General features: G+C 69.1%; 15 protein-coding genes. 7 read left to right on the forward strand and 8 right to left on the reverse strand.

All coding sequences use genetic code 11. The features are described 5' to 3' along the window. Nucleotides 1-33: 33 nt before the first annotated feature. The 4 genes from ACZ7OI_RS11510 to ACZ7OI_RS11525 are packed head-to-tail and all read right to left on the reverse strand — an operon-like array spanning nt 34 to nt 1,962. Entirely contained in the window at nt 34-564 is a 531-nt protein-coding gene (locus ACZ7OI_RS11510) for a Chromate resistance protein ChrB (RefSeq protein WP_470264091.1), read from the reverse strand. Nucleotides 565-584: 20 nt separating this feature from the next. Next, a complete protein-coding gene (locus ACZ7OI_RS11515; RefSeq protein ID WP_470264092.1) occupies nt 585-1,076 on the reverse strand; it encodes a TetR/AcrR family transcriptional regulator in 492 nt (163 codons plus the stop codon). Between the two features lie 26 nt (nt 1,077-1,102). Continuing rightward, nucleotides 1,103-1,297, reverse strand: coding sequence for a hypothetical protein (locus tag ACZ7OI_RS11520; RefSeq protein ID WP_470264093.1), 195 nt, complete (start codon nt 1,295-1,297; stop codon nt 1,103-1,105). Nucleotides 1,298-1,338: 41 nt separating this feature from the next. After that, a complete protein-coding gene (locus ACZ7OI_RS11525) occupies nt 1,339-1,962 on the reverse strand; it encodes a class I SAM-dependent methyltransferase (protein WP_470264094.1) in 624 nt (207 codons plus the stop codon). 51 nt (nt 1,963-2,013) lie between these two features. Between ACZ7OI_RS11525 and ACZ7OI_RS11530 the strand changes: the two genes are divergently transcribed. The 4 genes from ACZ7OI_RS11530 (at nt 2,014) to ACZ7OI_RS11545 (ending at nt 4,602) form a co-directional block, all read left to right on the forward strand. Then, nucleotides 2,014-2,772 (forward strand): class I SAM-dependent methyltransferase, encoded by a 759-nt coding sequence (locus ACZ7OI_RS11530; protein WP_470264095.1) that lies wholly within the window; start codon nt 2,014-2,016, stop codon nt 2,770-2,772. A 65-nt stretch (nt 2,773-2,837) separates the two neighbouring features. After that, entirely contained in the window at nt 2,838-3,734 is an 897-nt protein-coding gene (locus tag ACZ7OI_RS11535) for an RNA polymerase sigma-70 factor (RefSeq protein ID WP_470264096.1), read from the forward strand. Nucleotides 3,735-3,856: 122 nt separating this feature from the next. After that, complete coding sequence (locus tag ACZ7OI_RS11540) at nt 3,857-4,123, forward strand: GlsB/YeaQ/YmgE family stress response membrane protein (RefSeq protein ID WP_009077073.1); 267 nt, start codon at nt 3,857-3,859, stop codon at nt 4,121-4,123. 197 nt (nt 4,124-4,320) lie between these two features. Further along, complete coding sequence (locus ACZ7OI_RS11545; protein ID WP_470264097.1) at nt 4,321-4,602, forward strand: DUF3040 domain-containing protein; 282 nt, start codon at nt 4,321-4,323, stop codon at nt 4,600-4,602. Nucleotides 4,603-4,633: 31 nt separating this feature from the next. Here ACZ7OI_RS11545 and ACZ7OI_RS11550 read toward each other — a convergent pair whose 3' ends face one another. The 3 genes from ACZ7OI_RS11550 to ACZ7OI_RS11560 form a co-directional block, all read right to left on the reverse strand. Beyond that, nucleotides 4,634-5,113, reverse strand: a complete 480-nt coding sequence (locus ACZ7OI_RS11550; protein WP_470264098.1) for a hypothetical protein — start codon at nt 5,111-5,113, stop codon at nt 4,634-4,636. Nucleotides 5,114-5,413: 300 nt separating this feature from the next. Beyond that, nucleotides 5,414-6,358, reverse strand: coding sequence for a hypothetical protein (locus ACZ7OI_RS11555; RefSeq protein WP_470264099.1), 945 nt, complete (start codon nt 6,356-6,358; stop codon nt 5,414-5,416). A 407-nt stretch (nt 6,359-6,765) separates the two neighbouring features. Beyond that, nucleotides 6,766-7,389, reverse strand: coding sequence for a superoxide dismutase (locus ACZ7OI_RS11560; protein ID WP_470264100.1), 624 nt, complete (start codon nt 7,387-7,389; stop codon nt 6,766-6,768). Nucleotides 7,390-7,602: 213 nt separating this feature from the next. Between ACZ7OI_RS11560 and ACZ7OI_RS11565 the strand changes: the two genes are divergently transcribed. After that, nucleotides 7,603-7,971: a hypothetical protein gene (locus ACZ7OI_RS11565; protein ID WP_470264101.1), complete on the forward strand. Its 369-nt coding sequence runs from the start codon at nt 7,603-7,605 to the stop codon at nt 7,969-7,971. A 57-nt stretch (nt 7,972-8,028) separates the two neighbouring features. Next, a complete protein-coding gene (locus ACZ7OI_RS11570; protein WP_470264102.1) occupies nt 8,029-8,598 on the forward strand; it encodes a DUF305 domain-containing protein in 570 nt (189 codons plus the stop codon). A gap of 527 nt (nt 8,599-9,125) precedes the next feature. Here ACZ7OI_RS11570 and ACZ7OI_RS11575 read toward each other — a convergent pair. Beyond that, nucleotides 9,126-16,079, reverse strand: a complete 6,954-nt coding sequence (locus ACZ7OI_RS11575) for a COG1361 S-layer family protein (protein ID WP_470264103.1) — start codon at nt 16,077-16,079, stop codon at nt 9,126-9,128. Between ACZ7OI_RS11575 and ACZ7OI_RS11580 the strand changes: the two genes are divergently transcribed. Further along, nucleotides 16,045-16,584 (forward strand): hypothetical protein, encoded by a 540-nt coding sequence (locus ACZ7OI_RS11580; RefSeq protein ID WP_470264104.1) that lies wholly within the window; start codon nt 16,045-16,047, stop codon nt 16,582-16,584. The two genes, ACZ7OI_RS11575 and ACZ7OI_RS11580, sit on opposite strands and share 35 nt — an antisense overlap. The last annotated feature ends 332 nt before the right edge of the window (nt 16,585-16,916 follow it).

Below are 16,916 nucleotides of genomic sequence, written 5' to 3' on the forward strand. Positions count from 1 at the left end.
GAAACCAACCGCGTTCAAACCCACACGAAGCCCTCACATCTGGTGCAGGGCCTCGAAAACCCGCTCGGTGTACTCGGCAAGCCGCTCCGCGCAATGCTTCAGCCGCTGCTCCGCCTCCCCGGCCGAAGGCGCGCCGAACACGTCCCGGGCCTTCAGATCCCGGTACCAGCGCCGCAGCCGCTCGAGGCTTTGCTCTTCCTCCTCCAGCTCAGCCATCGTGAACTTGCCGATCCGGATTTCCTTGTCGATCTCGGCGTCGAACTTCCCGCAGTCGGCCAGGAATTCCGCCCACTCCTCTTCCCGCTCGGCGGTGAACAGCTCGACCAGCCGCGAACCGTCCCGTTCGGCGGCGTCGAGCGTGATCACCTCGCCCTCGCCGCGTTCGGCCAGCTCGGCGACCCGCGCGACGCCGCCGGCGAACCCGGGCACGTCCGGCACCGCCCAGGCGCCCTGCCCGAGCGACAACGCGCCGACCCGGCGCAGCTCGCGCCACACGGCGACCCGATGCCGCGACGGTCCGGACGGCACGCGCACCACCAGCACCAGCCACTTGTCGTCCGCCACAGCGCTGAATGTATCACGTGTTACATCAGCCGAGGTAGCGAAGTCAGGAACGCGCCGACCGTCCGGTCCACCAGCTCGCGACGGTCCGCCAACGGCAGCGAGAGGCACTGCAGAGTCACGCCGTCGATCATCGCGAACACCTGCGCCGCGACGTCCTCGGACAGCCCGGCGTTGACATACCACTGCCGCAGCTCGCGATCGAGCTTCGCGTTTTCCTTCCGCAGCACCGGATCCACCACGGCCGCCGCCGCGTACGCGAGCCACACCCGCGCGCGCCGCGAGCGCGGTTCGTCCACCGGCAGCCACAGTTCGACATAACCGGCGATCGTTTTCGGTTGCGCCGCCTCGATTTCCGCCAGGAACTGCTCGCCCGCGTACTCGAAACCGGCGCGCACGAGGTCGTTCTTCGTCCGGTAGTAATACTGCACCTGCGCCGGAGAAACCCCCGCCACGGCGGCGACCGTGCGCACGCTCAGCGCGCCGATTCCCTGCTCTGCCAACACCTCCAGCACAGCATCGAGCACATGGGCGGCCCGCTTCACCGCCGGGACGCCCCCGCGCGCGCCCGCCACGCGACGGCGATCAACTCGAGAATCCCGATCACTCCCACCACCACGCCGACTTGCCGCAGCCCGACCACCGGCGTCTCGACGTCGTGGAACGCGAAATACAACACCGCGCCGACGACCGCCATCAGCACGCCGACCGCGACGTGCCCCCCTGTGCTCTTCATCCGAACCCTCCTATACGAACGTACAATACGACCGTACAGGACTAGCCCGCCTTCCGCGCAACCAAGCGCTCGACAATCCCAGCCTTGCTCCGCTCCGCCCGCTCCACCACGAACCCAGCCTCCGCCAGCAACAGCAGCGGCCGACGGGTCAAGTAGTCCCCCAGCTGCCAGACAGTCAGCTTCTCCGCCAGCCGCTGCACAGCAAGAACAAACCATCGATCGCTGCCGACGTGGTCCAGCAGCAACAGTCGCCCGTCCGGCCGCAGCACCCGGTGCATCTCCGCGATCGCGACGCGTTCGTCCGGGACTCCGCACAGGCCCAGCGTGCAGACGACCGTGTCGAACGAGCTGTCCGCGAACGGGAGGGACTGCGCGTCGGCCTCGGTCAGTGTCGCCTCGCGCCCGATCGCAGCGGCCCGGCGGCGCGCGAGGTCCAGCATCAACGGGCTGAGGTCGATCCCGGTCAAGCGCACGTCCGACGGGTACAGCGGCAGATTCCGGCCGGTCCCGACGGCGACTTCCAGCACCTCCCCCGAAGCCTGCCCGCACACCCACTCGCGGCCGTCGGCGAGCAGCGCCCGCTCGACCCACGCGATGTCGCGGTCGTACCGCGGCGCGGCCTCGTCCCACGTCCGCCGCAACCAGTCCGGTCCCCGCTCCGCCATCGTCGCGAACTCCTCTCCGTCCGAGGTCCTGTCCCAGTACCCTCGCATCCCATGGGGGACTTCGACTACGACGCGGAACTGCGCCGCTACGACCGGCACCTGCGCGAGGCCTCCGACGTCCGGCCGGACGACCACGTCCTCGACATCGGCTGCGGCGCCGGGCAGACCACTCGCGCCGCCGCTCAGCGCGCGATCCGCGGCAGCGCGCTGGGAGTCGACCTGTCCGCCCCGATGCTCGCCCGCGCCGAGCGAGCGGCCTCGGACGTGCCCAACGTCCGGTTCGCCCGGGCGGACGCACAGGTCCATCCGTTCCCGCCGGCCGCGTTCACGCTCGGGCTGAGCCGGTTCGGCACGATGTTCTTCGACGATCCGGCCGCCGCGTTCGCCAACATCGCCCGCGCGCTGCGGCCCGGGGCGCGCCTCGTGCAACTCGTTTGGCAGGAGCGGCGGCGTCAGGAATGGGTCACCGCGATCCACCGCGCGCTCGCCGAGGCCGATCCGCCGGACGGCACCGCGCCCGGCGACGCCTTCTCCCTCGCCGATCCCGCGACTGTCCGAAGTGTCCTCACCGCGAGCGGATTCGCCGACGTCGAACTGGCCGACGTGCGCGAACCGGTCTGGTACGGCCCCGATCCGTCCACAGCGCTCGACGCGGTGCTCAAGCTGCACGAAGCGAGCGACCTGCTCGCCGCCCGCAGCGAGAAAGACCGAGCCCTCGCCCGGCTGCGCGCCGAACTGACGAAGCACCACGACCGCGACGGCGTCTGGTTTGACGCACGAGCGTGGCTGGTCACCGCCCGCCGGGCCTGATGTCACAAACTCCCGGCGGCGGGCGTCCTATGGGCGATCGTCCCCAGAACGCGAAGGAGCCACCCATGACAGCGCCCGGCGATGCGAGCCCGGACCTCGCCACCGAGACCTTCCTCGCCCACCGGAACCTGCTGTTCACCGTGGCTTACGAGATGCTCGGCTCGGCTGCCGACGCCGAGGACGTGCTGCAGGAAACCTGGCTGAAGTGGGCGGGCGTCAATCTCGGCGAGATCCGCGAACACCGCGCTTACCTGGTCCGGATCACCACCCGCCAGGCGCTGACCCGGCTGCGCACGCTCGGCAGGCGCAAGGAGTCCTACATCGGGACCTGGCTGCCCGAACCGCTGCTCACCGCGCCGGACGTCGCCGAGGACGCCGAACTGGCCGACAGCGTGTCGACGGCGATGCTGCTGGTGCTCGAAACGCTGCGGCCGACCGAGCGCGCGGTGTTCGTGCTGCGCGAGGTATTCGACGTGCCCTACGACGAAATCGCCGAAGCGGTCGGCAAAACCCCGGCCGCGGTGCGCCAGATCGGGCACCGGGCGCGGTCGCACGTGTCCGCCCGCCGTCCGCGCGGCGACGTCTCGCCCGCCGAGACCCGCGGCGCGCTCGACGCGTTCCGGAGGGCCGTCGAGACCGGCGACCTGCAGGGACTGCTCGACCTGCTCGCCCCGGACGTCGTCTTCCTCGGCGACGGCGGCGGCGTGAAGCAGGCGGTGCCGCGGCCGATCGTCGGCGCGGACAAGGTCGCGCGGCTGCTGACCGCCGGCGGGGCCCAGATCCCCGCGCCGCTGCGCCCGACGGTGGTCAACGGGCATCCGGCGCTGGTGCTGACGCTCGACGGCGAGGTCGACACCGTGCTCACGCTGCGCATCGACGACGGCAAGATCACCGGCCTGTACGCGGTGCGGAATCCGGCGAAGCTGTCGCACATGGACTCCGAAACCGCCCTTCGCCGCTGACTCGGGCCGGTGCTACGCACGGTAGCTCCGACGCTGGCGCGCGCCACCCGGACGGACCATGCCATCCTGGTCCCGCCAGGGGCGGCCCGCCGGGCCGCCGCCGTACCGAGGAGAGGACCGACGTGGGCGTTGTCAGCTGGATCGTGCTGGGCCTGATCGCCGGGTTGATCGCGAAGGCCCTCATGCCGGGCAAGGACCCGGGCGGCTGCATCATCACCATCCTGCTCGGGATCGGAGGCGCGTTCGTGGGCGGCTGGATCGGCAAAACGCTGTTCCACACCCAGCTCGGGACGTTCTTCGACCTGCGCACGTGGGGTCTCGCGGTGCTCGGCGCGCTGGTCATCCTGACCGGCTACCGGCTCATCGTGGGCGGCCGCCGCCGAGACTGATCCCCGGGGCGGCCCGCTTGCCGGGCGCGGCGGGCCGCCCTCGCTTCGCGGATCCCGAAAGGATTTCGCACCTCTCGGCCGCCGCTCGCGGTCTCACCCGCGCGAGGCGTCGAATTGAACGCGACCCCGGTTTCCGGCCGTGTTTCGTGGCAGAATCAGCGCAGAAGTTTCGGCCAGGTCGACGGGCGGAGCGGACGATGGCGCTGCGCGACCACGAACAACATCAGCTGGACGAGATCGAACGGCGCCTCGCCCAGGAAAGTCCGCGCCTTGCCCGCCGGTTCGAGAAGTTCCGCCCGATGCCGGCGATCACCTTCGCCGCGGCCGCGCTCGGCGTGCTCAGCGTGTTCCTCACCGGCCTGGTCACGCTCGTGGTGGGCTTCGGCATGGGCTCCGCCCCGCCGATCGCGGTGGGCGCGGTGCTCACGACGGCGATCCCGCTGGCGATCATCTGGTTCTACCGCTGCCACTGGCGCTGACGCCCGCCCCGGCGTGGCGGGGAAAGCATCGTCAGGCGGCGGCGCGCCCGCGCGCGAAACGGCGGAACAGCGCGAATCCCGCGATCGCGGTGACCAGTTCCCAGGCGATCGTGGTGATCACCGAGACCGACAGGATGTCGATCCGGTCCGGGGACGACGACCGGAGCTGCCCTCGCGCGTCCACGCGGACGCGGGTCAGGCCGCGAGCCGCCGGGTCGGAGCGCAGCGGGATGTTGGCTTCCTCGGTGCCGCCGTCCGGGGCGGTCCACGTGACGCGCCGGGTGTCGGGCATCGCGGCGCCCTCGGTCCCGCGCAGCGCGCCGGACTCGGGCGCGACGGCGGCGACGACGGACCGGCCGGGCGCGCGGTCGATCGCCGCGGCGCCCTGGCGGTGGATCCACAGGCCCAGCCAGACCCCGGCCACCGCCGAGACCGCGACGGCCGCGGCCAGGAGCGGAACGAGGAACACCCGGCCGCGCGGCGCGGGCGCGCGGAAACCACCAGAAGCCATGCCACGAGAATGCCGCGAAAACCGGGAGCACGGCAGGGTTTGCGGACAAATGTGCCCAAGTCGCAGGAAAAGACGCCCGCGACGGGCAAGAGACGCCCGATTTCACCCGTTCTTTTCACTCATTCGTGGGTAACGCCACACGGAAGCAACCCTGACGCGACAAGCGGCTCGAGAGCGCCGGGTTCACCGCCGCGCAGCCGTGTTCCATTCCGCACCGGCCGGATCGCCCGCGCCGCGTCGTTTTGTGCCGCCGCCTTCCGCCAGTACGGCGGATTCTTCCGGGCGCGCACTCATTCCGCGTTACCCGCCGGACGCGCTCAGCAATGCCTGTCCGGTGGCCGTCACCGCGTGCCGCACTGTGTTCCCGTCCTGTTGACTCTCCACCAATCCCGCGCGACGGAGAACGCCTGCGTGCTTGCCCGCCGCCACCGGGGTCACGCCGATTTCGCCGGCCAGCTCGGCCGTCGACAGCGGAACGGCCAGCGCGTGCAGCGCGCGGGCCCGAGTGGTGCCGAGCAGGTCCGGCAGCGGATCCTGCTCGGCGTCGCTCGCCGGAATCGCGCGCTCCCCGGGCAGCCCCCAGACCGCCTGCGGCTCTGGTCCGGTCGCCGGATCCGTTTCCACGACCCGGAAATAGGCCGGGATCACGAGCAAGCCTCCGAAGTAGACACTGCGGTCCGCGGCCGGTTCGCCGGACGGCTCCGGGCCCTCCCAGCGGATCTGCGCCGCGGCCCGTCCGTTGCCGGCGGACGGCCAAATCGGAGCCTGCCGAGCCGTGCCGTACGACGTGAGCGCCGACTCGAGCAGGGCGCGGGCGCCGTCGGCCAGCTCCCCGACCCACGAGGGCGCGGCCCCGTGCACGAAAAACGTCTGGAGATCGGCGCGCAGCCTCGTTTTCGGGACGTGCACGAGGCCGTCTCCCGCGACCGGGCCGATCTGCCGCCGCTCCGGCTGTCTCAGCGCCCCCGCGTGCCGTACGGCCGGTTCGCCGCGGCTCCCGCCGGGCGGCAGCGCCTTCATCGCCCGGGCGGTGATCTGCAGCGCGGACCCCGGACGGGGCTGCGGAAGCAGGCCCTCTCTGCGAAGTTGCTTGCGGGCGCGGGCGGACCAGACCCGCAGCCCGCTCGCCGGACGGCGGCTCTGCAGCGCCGTGAGGCTCAGCACCAGTTCCCACAGCGGATCGGGGCCGGTGCGCCGCCTCGTCCGGCCGAAATCGTCGTCGGTGAAATGAATGCGCAACGCCATGTGCTCCCCCTGCCCCCCGACATGGTTGCGCTTCCAGAGTGCCGCGCCCGTCCGCCGCTGTCCAGGCGCGTTTTCCGTTCGGGGAAAGAACCCACCGAATGCGAGCGAATCTCGCTGAACCAGGTGGTCCGTCTACGGACAGTTCGCGGCGGAACCGCGAAAGCGAGACAAATCGTCTCGCCGGACCGGGCGCATTCGCCGGACGCGCCCCGTGCACGCGCGGATGCCGCCGGATCCGGGCCGTGCGAGCCGCCTGTCCGGTGCGCGCGATGCGCCGACGGACCAGCAGTTCCCGACATTTGCCGCAGCGATTTCCCCCGCCCGGGCGACTATTTCCGCTACGAAATGCGAAACGGGGCCCGGCCGCGTGGGCCGGCCCCCGTTTCCGGTGCCTCAGTGCGCCGGTCTCAGCCGAGCAGGAGGCCGTTGCCGCCGGCGACGGCGTTGTCGAAGCGCTTGCTGATCTCGGCCCAGTTGAAGATGTTCCACAGGGCGTTGACGTAGTCCGGCTTCACGTTCTTGTAGTCCAGGTAGAACGCGTGCTCCCACACGTCGACCAGCAGGATCGGCACGGTCGGCAGGATCAGGTTGTTGTGGTGGTCGCGCAGCTGCTGGGTGATCAGCGTCTTGCCGATCGGGTCCCACGACAGCGCGCCCCACCCGTTGCCCTGGATCGTCGTCGACACCGCGGTGAACTGGGCCTTGAACTTGTCGAACGACCCGAACGCCTCGTCGATCGCCGCCGCCAGCTCCCCGGTCGGCTTGTCCCCGCCCTCCGGAGAGAGGATCTTCCACCACACCACGTGGTTGGCGTGCCCGGCCAGGTTGAACGCCAGCGTCGTCTCCAGGCCCACGATCGACCCGAAATCGCCCGCCTCGCGCGCGGCGGCGAGCTTGTCCAGCGTGTCGTTCGCGCCCTTCACATAAGCGGCGTGGTGCTTGCTGTGGTGCAGCTCGTTGATCTCGCCGGAGATGTGCGGTGCGAGGGCACTGTAGTCGTAATCGAGTTCGGGCAGCTCGTACCGGGCCATGGGGCCCTCCTTCTGTCTTCGACATCAAGTCTTGCCCCCTCGAACCTAGTAGCACACCCGCGTCCCGGGCGAGCGGGGGCAGCCTCGGCGCCACGGGCTGGAACCTGCTTGAGTGAAGGTTCAACTTCCAGTACTGGGCCCTCCGCCGACCACTCAGCGTGACCGGTTTGTCCGCCCCGCGCCGGTTCCCCCGTGCCCGGTAGAGTCGGTCCCATGACGGCGTCCCGGCTCGGCAGCGTGCAGCGGGTGCTGCTGCTGTTCGCGCTGGCGCTCGGCATCGCCGTGATGCACCACGTGCCTTCCCCCGGACACTCCATGCCGAGCCAAGTGTCCGTCGTCGCGTCGCACGACGCAGCGCCCGCCGCGGACTCCGGCATGCCCGCCGGCGAACACTCGATGCTGCACCTCTGCCTGGCGGTCCTGTACGCGGCCGGCGCGCTCGTCCTGGGCCTGCTGGCCTTCCGCCGCTACACCGCCGTCAAAGCGGTTTTCGACGGCACGCGCGGCTCCCCCGCCGCTGACCGGCCGCCCGACAGACGAGGCCGGATCGTCCTGACTTCTCTCTGTGTGCTGCGCACCTGATCGACAGCTTCCGCTCCGGTCTTTTTCGCAGTTTTCCTTTTGAGAGAAGGTTTTTTCATGCGCAAAATCTTTTTCAGCGGCGCCGTGCTGGCCGCTTCGCTCCTGCTCGGTGCTTGCGGCAGCCCGGAATCCCCTGCTCCTCCGGCGCAGGCGGGGCACAATGCCGCTGATGTCACGTTCGCCCAGCAGATGATCCCGCACCACCAGCAGGCGCTGGAGATGGCGAAAATGGTGCCGTCGCGCAGCAGCAACCCGAAGGTCGTCGACCTGGCCGGCCGGATCGACCGGGCGCAGGACCCGGAAATCCGCCAGATGCAAGGCTGGCTGACCGCCTGGGGCGCGGCGCCCGCCAGCCATTCCATGCCCGGCGGCCACGACATGTCCGGCGACCACTCGATGACCGGCATGATGTCGGATGCCGACATGAAAAGCCTGGACGCCGCGAAGGGCCCGGAATTCGACCGGTCGTGGCTGGACATGATGGTGAAGCACCACCAGGGCGCGGTCGAGATGTCGAAGACGGAACTGGCCCAGGGCGCGGATGCCGGGGCGAAGGCCCTGGCGCAGCGGATTATCGACGCGCAGCAGGCGGAGATCGCTGAGATGCAGGGGTTGGCGAAGGGCTGATCCGGTGGGGCGCCGGGGTCGCTTGCGCGGCTCCGGTGCCTTGCTTCAGGCATGGGGCGCCGCGGCCTCGGGCGGCTCCGGCGCCTTGCTTCAAGCATGGGGCGCCGCGGCCTCGGGCGGCTCCGGCGCCTTGCTTCAAGCGTGGCGCTGGCAGTCCTCTCCGAGCAGGGTCCCGCTGCGCTGACGAAGCTCTCGCGGGCGAGCCGGTTCCCGCCGCCTCACCCAGGAGGATTCTGGCGAAGGCGGGCGCAGGGCTGACCCGACGGTCCCCACCGCCAGCTCGCCTGGGCCCTCCGCCGACTCTCGTGGCGGAACTCGTCCGCGCGCTCCCCCGGCGTCCGGCTCGCCGTATCAGCCGGAGCAGCATCCGGCCGATGCGCGGCGACCTCCGCCATCGCCGAGCTGCAGCCACAGCAACTCGCGCCAGCACACGGCTCCAGCGCCACCAGACCAGCTGGCCTGCGGCAAAAGCGTCGACCGCAGCTGGGCCTGCTCTCAACGCAGCAGGCCCAGCCATCACCAGCCCGTCAGCGTTGGGACCTTCGGCGGCGCGAGATCAGCAGCAGCGCCCCTCCGCCCGCGAGCAGGGCGATCGCCACGATTCCCACCGGGATCAGCACCACGCCGGTCCACGCCAGGGGCGGGTTCGGCGGCGAGGGCTGGACCGGCGGCGTCGGCGGGACTGTCGGCGGGGTCGGCGGCGTCGGCGGGGTCTTCGTGAGCGGCGTGGTCGTCTTGCACCGCGGGTCGACGGAGCCGTCCGGGCAGTTGGAGCCGGGCGTCGTCGAGGAAATGACGTTGCGCAGGCTCTGCCCGTCGCCGATCGGGGTCTTGACCTTCACGCTGTAGGTGACCGTCGCGGTCGCGCCGACCGCCAGGTCGCCGGTCCACGTCAACCGAGGCGCCGTGTAGCTCGTCGAGCCGGTCGAAGCGGTCGCGTCGTTGTTGTAGGAGGCGTTGCCGAGGACGCCGGTCAGGTCGTCGGCGAAGGTCGCGTCCTTCAGCGCGGTCTGGCCGGTGTTCGTCGCGGTGACGGTGTAAGTGACCTGGTCACCCGCCTTGGCCTCGGCGACGCTCGCCTTCTTGGCCAGGATCAGCCCCGCGACCGGCGTCGTCGTCCCGCACCTCGGATCCTTCGAGCCCGGCGGGCAGTTCGTGCCGGGAGTATCCGAGGTGACGACGTTCGCCAGCGTGTGATCGCCCTTGACGGGGTTGTTCACGGTGACGCTGTAGGTGACCGTCGCGGTAGCACCGATCGGGAGATCGCCAGTCCACGTCAACCGAGGAGCCGCGTAGGTCACCGAGCCGATCGACGCCGAAGCGTCGTTGCCGTAAGCGGCGTCGTCGAGGACCTTCGACAGATCGTCGGTGAAGGTCGCTCCCGTTTGGACGGTCTGGCCGGTGTTCTTCACCGTCACCGTATAAGTGACCTTGTCCCCTGGCTTGACGTCCTTCTTATCCGCGACCTTGGTGATGTCCAAGCCCGCGACGGGAGTCGTGGTGCCACAACGCGGATCCGTCGACCCCGGCGGGCAGTTCCCGCCCGGAGTATCCGACGTCACCACGTTCGCCAGCTTGAAATCGCCCTTGACCGGGTTGTTCACGGTGACGCTGTAGCTGACTGCCGAGGTCGCGCCGACCGGCAGATCACCGGTCCAGGTCAGCCGAGGCGCGGCATAGACCACCGAGCCGATCGAGGCTGCCGCGTCCCCGTCGTAGGCGGCGTCGTCGAGAACCTTCGACAGATCGTCGGTGAACGTCGCGCCGGGCAACGGAGTCTGGCCGGTGTTCGTCACGGTCACGGTGTAAGTGACCTTGTCGCCCGGCTTCGCGTCCTTCTTGTCCGCCACCTTGCTGATCGTGATTCCGGACACCGGCGTCGTGGTGCCACAGCTCGGATCCGTCGAGCCCGGCGGGCAGTTCCCGCCCGGAGTGTCCGACGTGACGACGTTCTTCAACTGGTGATCGCCCTTGACCGGATTCGCCACTGTGACGCTGTACGTGACCGTCGCCGTAGCACCGATCGGGAGATCGCCAGTCCACGTCAACCGAGGAGCCGCGTAGGTCACCGAGCCAATCGAAGCCGAAGCATCGTTGCCGTAAGCGGCATCGTCCAGCACCTTCGAGAGATCGTCGGTGAAGGTCGCTCCCGTTTGGACGGTCTGGCCGGTGTTCTTCACCGTCACCGTATAAGTGACCTTGTCCCCTGGCTTGACGTCCTTCTTATCCGCGACCTTCGAGATGCCCAAACCCGCAACCGGGGTCGTCGTCCCACAACGCGGATCCGTCGATCCCGGCGGGCAGTTCCCGCCCGGCGTATCCGACGTCACCACGTTCGCCAGCTTGAAATCACCCTTGACCGGGTTGTTCACCGTCACGCTGTACGTGACTGTCGCCGTCGCGCCGACCGGCAGATCACCGGTCCAGGTCAACCGAGGCGCGGCATACGTGACCGAGCCGACCGAAGCCGAAGCGTCGTTGCCGTAAGCAGCATCGTCGAGGACCTTCGACAGATCGTCCGTGAACGTCGCTCCCGTTTGGACAGTCTGACCGGTGTTCCGCACCGTCACCGTATAAGTGACCTTGTCCCCCGGCTTCGCATCCTTCTTGTCCACGACCTTCGAGATGTCCAAACCCGCAACCGGAGTCGTCGTCCCACAACGCGGATCCGTCGACCCCGGCAGGCAATTCGACCCCGGAGTCTCGGAGGTGACCACGTTCGTCAACCGATGATCGCCCTTGACCGGATTCGCCACCGTGACGCTGTACGTCACCGTCACCGAAGCACCGACCGCCACGTCTCCGGTCCACGTCAACCGAGGCGCGGCGTACGTCACCACACCCGCAGAGGCCGTCGCGTCGCCGTCGTAGGCAGCGTCGTCCAAGACCTTCGACAAGTCGTCAGTGAAAGTCGCACCGGACAACGGAGTCTGGCCCGTGTTCACCACAGTCACCGTGTAGGTGACCTTGTCCCCCGGCTTCGCCGACGACTTGTCCGCCACCTTGCTGATCGCGATCCCGGACACCGGCGTCGTCGTCCCGCAACGCGGATCCGTCGACCCCGGCGGGCAGTTCCCGCCCGGAGTCTCCGACGTGACGACGTTCGTCAGCCGGTGATCGCCGCCAGCCGGATTGTGCACGGTGACGCTGTAAGTCACGGTCGCCGAAGCGCCGATCGGGAGGTCGCCGGTCCACGTCAACCGAGGCGCGGCATACGTCACCGTGCCGGTCGAAGCCGAAGCATCGTTGCCGTAAGCGGCATCGTCGAGCACCTTCGACAAGTCGTCGGTGAAAGTCGCGCCGGGCAACGGCGTCTTGCCGGTATTGGTGACAGTCACGGTGTACGTGACCTTGTCGCCCGGGTTCGCGGACTGCTTGTCGACCTTCTTCTCGATCGTCAACCCCGGCAGCGGCGTCAGGGTCGTGCACTTCGGGTCCGTCGACCCGGGTTCGCAGTTGCCGGGCACGGGAGTGCTGACCGTATTGCGCAACTGGTGGTCGCCGGAGATCGGGTTGTGCACGGTGACGCTGTACGTCACCGTCGCCGAAGCACCGACCGGCAGATCGCCCGTCCACGTCAAATGCGGTGCCGTGTAACCGGTCGAGCCCACCGAGGAAGACGCGTCGTTGTTGTAGGAGGCGTCGTCCAGCACCTGCGACAGATCATCGGTGAAGCTCGCGTCCGGCAGCGGAACCTGGCCGGTGTTGGTCACCTTCACCGTGTAAGTGACCTTGTCGCCCGGGTTCGCGGTCTGCTTGTCCACGGTCTTGGCGATCGTCAGTTCCTTGCCCGGCGTCGTGGTCGAGCACGACGGATCGGTGGAACCCGGCGGGCAGTTGGTGCCGGGTGTCGACGACGTGACGACGTTGTGGAGCTTCTTGTCCCCGGGGTCCGGGTTCTTCACTGTGACGCTGTACTTCACCGTCGTCGAACCGCCGATCGGAAGATCACCAGTCCACGTCAGTTTCGGTGCAGTATAAGAGACCTGTGCCGCCGGAGTGGCATCGTTGTTGTAGACGGCGTCGTCCAGCACCTGCGACAGGTCATCGGTGAAAGTCGCGCCGGGCAACGGAGTTTGGCCGGTGTTGGTGACGGTGATCGTGTAAGTCACCTTGTCTCCGGGCACGACCTGCTCGCGGTCGGCGGACTTGGCGATCCGCATCCCGGACACCGGCGTCGTGGTGCCGCACCGGGGATCGGTAGATCCGGCCGCACAGTTGCTGCCTGGCGTCGTGGAGGTGATCCCGTTGATCAGTTTATGGTCGCCGGTAACAGGATTCTTCACGGTGACGCTGTAGGTGACCGTCGCCGAACCGCCTACCGGGAGGTCGCCGGTCCACGTCAGTTTCGGTGCGGTGTAGGAGACCTGTGCCGCCGGAGTGGCATCGTTGTTGTAGGTCGCGTCGTCCAGGACCTTCGAGAGATCGTCCGTGAAAGTCGCGCCGGACAACGGAGTCTGGCCAGTGTTCCGGACGGTCACGGTGTACCGGACCGGATCGCCGGGATTGGCACTGGTCTTGTCGACGGTCTTGACGAATTCGATCCCGGACACCGGCGTCGTGGTCGAGCACGCCGGGTCGGTCGAACCCGCGACGCAGTTGTTGCCCGGCGTCGTGGAGGTGATCGTGTTGATCAGTTTATGGTCGCCGGCAACAGGATTCTTCACCGTGACGCTGTAGGTGATCGTCGCCGAAGCACCCACCGGCAGATCGCCCGTCCAGGTCAGCCGCGGCGCGGCGTAAGCCACCGAGCCCACCGACGCCGACGCATCGTTGCCGTAGGTCGCGTCGTCCAGGACCTTCGAGAGATCGTCGGTGAAAGTCGCGCCGGACAACGGAGTTTGGCCGGTGTTCGCGACGACGACGGTGTACGTCACCTGGTCGCCGGGGTTCGCGGACTGTTTGTCGGCCTTCTTCTCGATCCGCATCCCGGACACCGGCGTCGTCGTCGAACAAGCCGGGTCGGTCGAGCCCGCGGCACAGTTGTTGCCCGGAGTGGTCGAGGTGATCGCGTTGACCAGCTTGTGGTCTCCGGTGTCGGGATTGTTGACCTTCACCGAATACGTCACCGTCGCGGTGCTGCCGACGGGCAGGTCACCGGTCCACGTCAGCCGCGGAGCCGCATAACTCACCGAACCAACCGAAGCCGACGCATCGCCGTTGTAGGCCGCGTCGTCCAGCACCTTCGAGAGATCGTCCGTGAAAGTCGCGCCGGACAAGGGAGTCTGGCCGGTGTTCGCGACAGTCACGGTGTACTTCACGGTGTCGCCGGGCTTGGCGCTGGCCGGATCGGCGGTCTTGCTGATCCGAATCCCGGATACAGGAGTCGTGGTGCCGCACCGAGGATCGGTCGACCCGGCCGCGCAATTGCTGCCCGGAGTCGTCGACGTGACGACGTTGCTCAGCTTGTGGTCGCCGGGATCGGGATTCTTCACCGTGACGCTGTAGGTGATCGTCGCCGAAGCGCCGACTGCCAGATCGCCGGTCCAAGTCAGTTTCGGTGCGGCGTAAGAGATCTGAGCGGCGGGAGCGGCGTCATTGTTGTAGACGGCGTCGTCGAGAACCTTCGACAGGTCGTCAGTGAACGTCGCGCCGCGAGCCGCGACCTGGCCGGTGTTGCGCACGACCACGGTGTACTTCACCGTGTCGCCGGGGTTCGCCGAAGCCTTGTCGGCCGTCTTGGCGATCTCGATCTTCGGGCCGGGCACGACGGTCTCCGCGCAGGAGGCCGTGGCGTCGTCCGCGCACTGCCGGTCCGGCGGGACGGTCGGCGGCGGGCCTTCGGTCACCTTGGCGCGGTTGATCAGCGTGGTGCCGATGGTCGCGTCGTTGATCCGGACGTGCACGGTCATCGTCACCCGGCTGCCCACCGGGATCTCAGCGGCGTGCCATTCCAGCGGGCCGGTGCCGGCGACGGTGCCGCTCGTGGTGTCCGCGCTGACGAACGTCGTGCCGGGCGGGAGCGTGTCGGTGACGGTGGTGGCCGGGACCGGGATATTGCCGGTGTTGTCCAGCGTGACGGTGTAGGTCAGCTGGTCGCCGGGCAGCGCGTTCGCCTTGTCCACGACCTTGGCCAGCGTGTACTCCGGCACCGCGACGACGTTGCGGACGGTGTTGCTGGTCCTGCTCTGTTCGCGGCCGGTCTGCTTGCCCTGGAAGACCACCGAGGCGGTGTTGTCGAGGCGGGTGCCGGCTGCGACGGTCGGCGAAACGGTGACCCGGAAGCCGATGTGCGTGCTCTGCCCCGGCGCCAGGTCGGGCAGCTTGCAGGTGACAACTTGCCCGGCCGCCGAGCACCTCGGGTCCGAACCGGCCACATAGGACACTCCGGCAGGCAGCGTGTCGGTGACGACCACGCCGGTCGCGGTGTCGAGGTTGGTGGTGCTGCCGTCGGGGTTCCGGTTGGCGACGTCCAGCCCGTAGGAGATCTCGCCGCCGCGCGCGACCCAGCCGGGCGGACGCTCCTGGAGGTTGCCCTCGGGATCGTTGGACTTGACGATCTGCAGGTTGGGCTCGTTGGCTTCGGTCATCAGCCAGACGGTCTGCGGGTACAGCGCGTCGCCGGTGGTCCCGACCTTCAGCTGCGCCCGGTCCGAACCCGCGGGCAGTTTGCCGGTGACGTCGACTGTGCGCGCGTCGTAGCCGAAGTTGTTGGCCGGGTTCGGAGTGCGGTCGGTGATATTGCTGCCGGTGCCGTTCGAGGCGACGCGGTCGATCCGGCTGCTGAAGGCGTTGTTCGTGCTGGTGCCGCCGGGCGCGGGCAGCGTCAGGCGCTGCAGCGACGAGGAGTCCCGGCCGAATTCGAGGTAGTCGCCGGAGATGTTGGCGTCGCCGTCGCCGACGACAACCCCGAGCGTGGACGACGGCGCGTGGTCGCCCGGGGTCCGGATGCCGTTCAAGTCGATGGTCGTGGCGGTGGGGCTGCCGCCAGCCCGGACCACGTCGAAACCGTCCCAGACCTGCAGGTAGCGCAGCGGCTCGCTGGCCAGTTCGTAGGCCACCACCAGCGACCAGCCGCCCCAGCAGCCGAGGTTGCTGGCGCTGTTCGCGGAGTTGCCGCGGCACGCCTGGAGGTCGGCCACCGTGTAGGAGCCGCCGCCGGCCTGTTTGACCAGCCCGGTGACGTCTTTGACGCCCGCGTGCGCGGTGATCTGCGGGAAGCCGCTGCCCAGCGCGTCGAACCAGTCGTAGGTGTCGGCGGTCAGCCGCTGGTAGGAGGTGGAGCCGGGGGCTTTGAACGCGACCTGGTTCGCGCGGGAGGCGTCGCCGGAGTCGGCGTTCGAGGAGACCGGGTTGACCTGCCAGTAGAGCCGGGCCGACAGCACGCTCGCCCCGGGCGGGATGGTCAGGTTCGCGCTCGAGGCGGTGTTGCCCGGCGCCGCCGGGTCGCTCTTGACCCAGTAGCCGTACGCGGAGTTGTTCGCGGTCTCCCCGCAGGTCGTGGGGGTGGTGCTGCAGCTGACGACCGAGTTCGACGCCATCGTGATCGCGCCGTGGGCGACCGTCGAGAAGGCCGGGTCGGGGCCGATTTTGCGCGGCGTGCCCAGCCCTCGCGGCTCGACCGCCCTCGGCTGCGGGGCGGCCGGTGCCGAGGTGGCTGACGCCGAGGTGGACGGTGCTGCGGCCGGAGCTGCGGTGGCTGACGCCGCGGTCGACAGTGCTGCGGTGGTGGGCGTCGCGGGGGCGGGTGCCGTCGAGCTGTCCGGTGCGGGAGCCGCTGCGCTGACCGGCGCCGGGGACGGGGCAGCCGTGCTGGTGCTGGGCGGCAAAGTCGCACCCATCGCCGGCGCGGCGCTCGCGACGCCCAGGGCGAAAACCACCGCCAGAGCCGCGGCAGCGCGCTTCCCGCGGGAGCGCATGAATCCGGAACGACGGGGCATCACAGAAACTCCCACGGGGGTGGACGGAATTGTCGAGCTGCTACCCGCGTTCATCGACACTTGTCAGGAAATTGGTACCGCGCCCTCACCCGCACTGGGGAGTTGAAAGGCAGATAATCACCACATAGGGGGAACCCAGGCAGGTCAAAACCGGTGCTGAGGTCCGTGAGCCGCACAACGCGCCCGATTCCCGGGCCGATCCGCGACGCCCTGAGGGGGTGTCGTCATTCTCGCCGGTTTTCCGGCGAAACAGCAACGCGAAACCGTGTCGGATACGGCATTCGCGCGGCGCGGAGTTCCGGCGGTTTTCCGGGGAAAGCCCGGCGGAATCGCGGCCGCCGGAGGTCGTTCCGGCGAAGGCGTCCGGGGAAGTTCGATTCAGGAAACGCCGGGCGGCGCCGCACATTCGCGCGGGGGCAACCGACGAGACGGGAGCTG

The sequence above is a fragment of the Amycolatopsis sp. NPDC114503 genome (genome assembly GCF_055633655.1).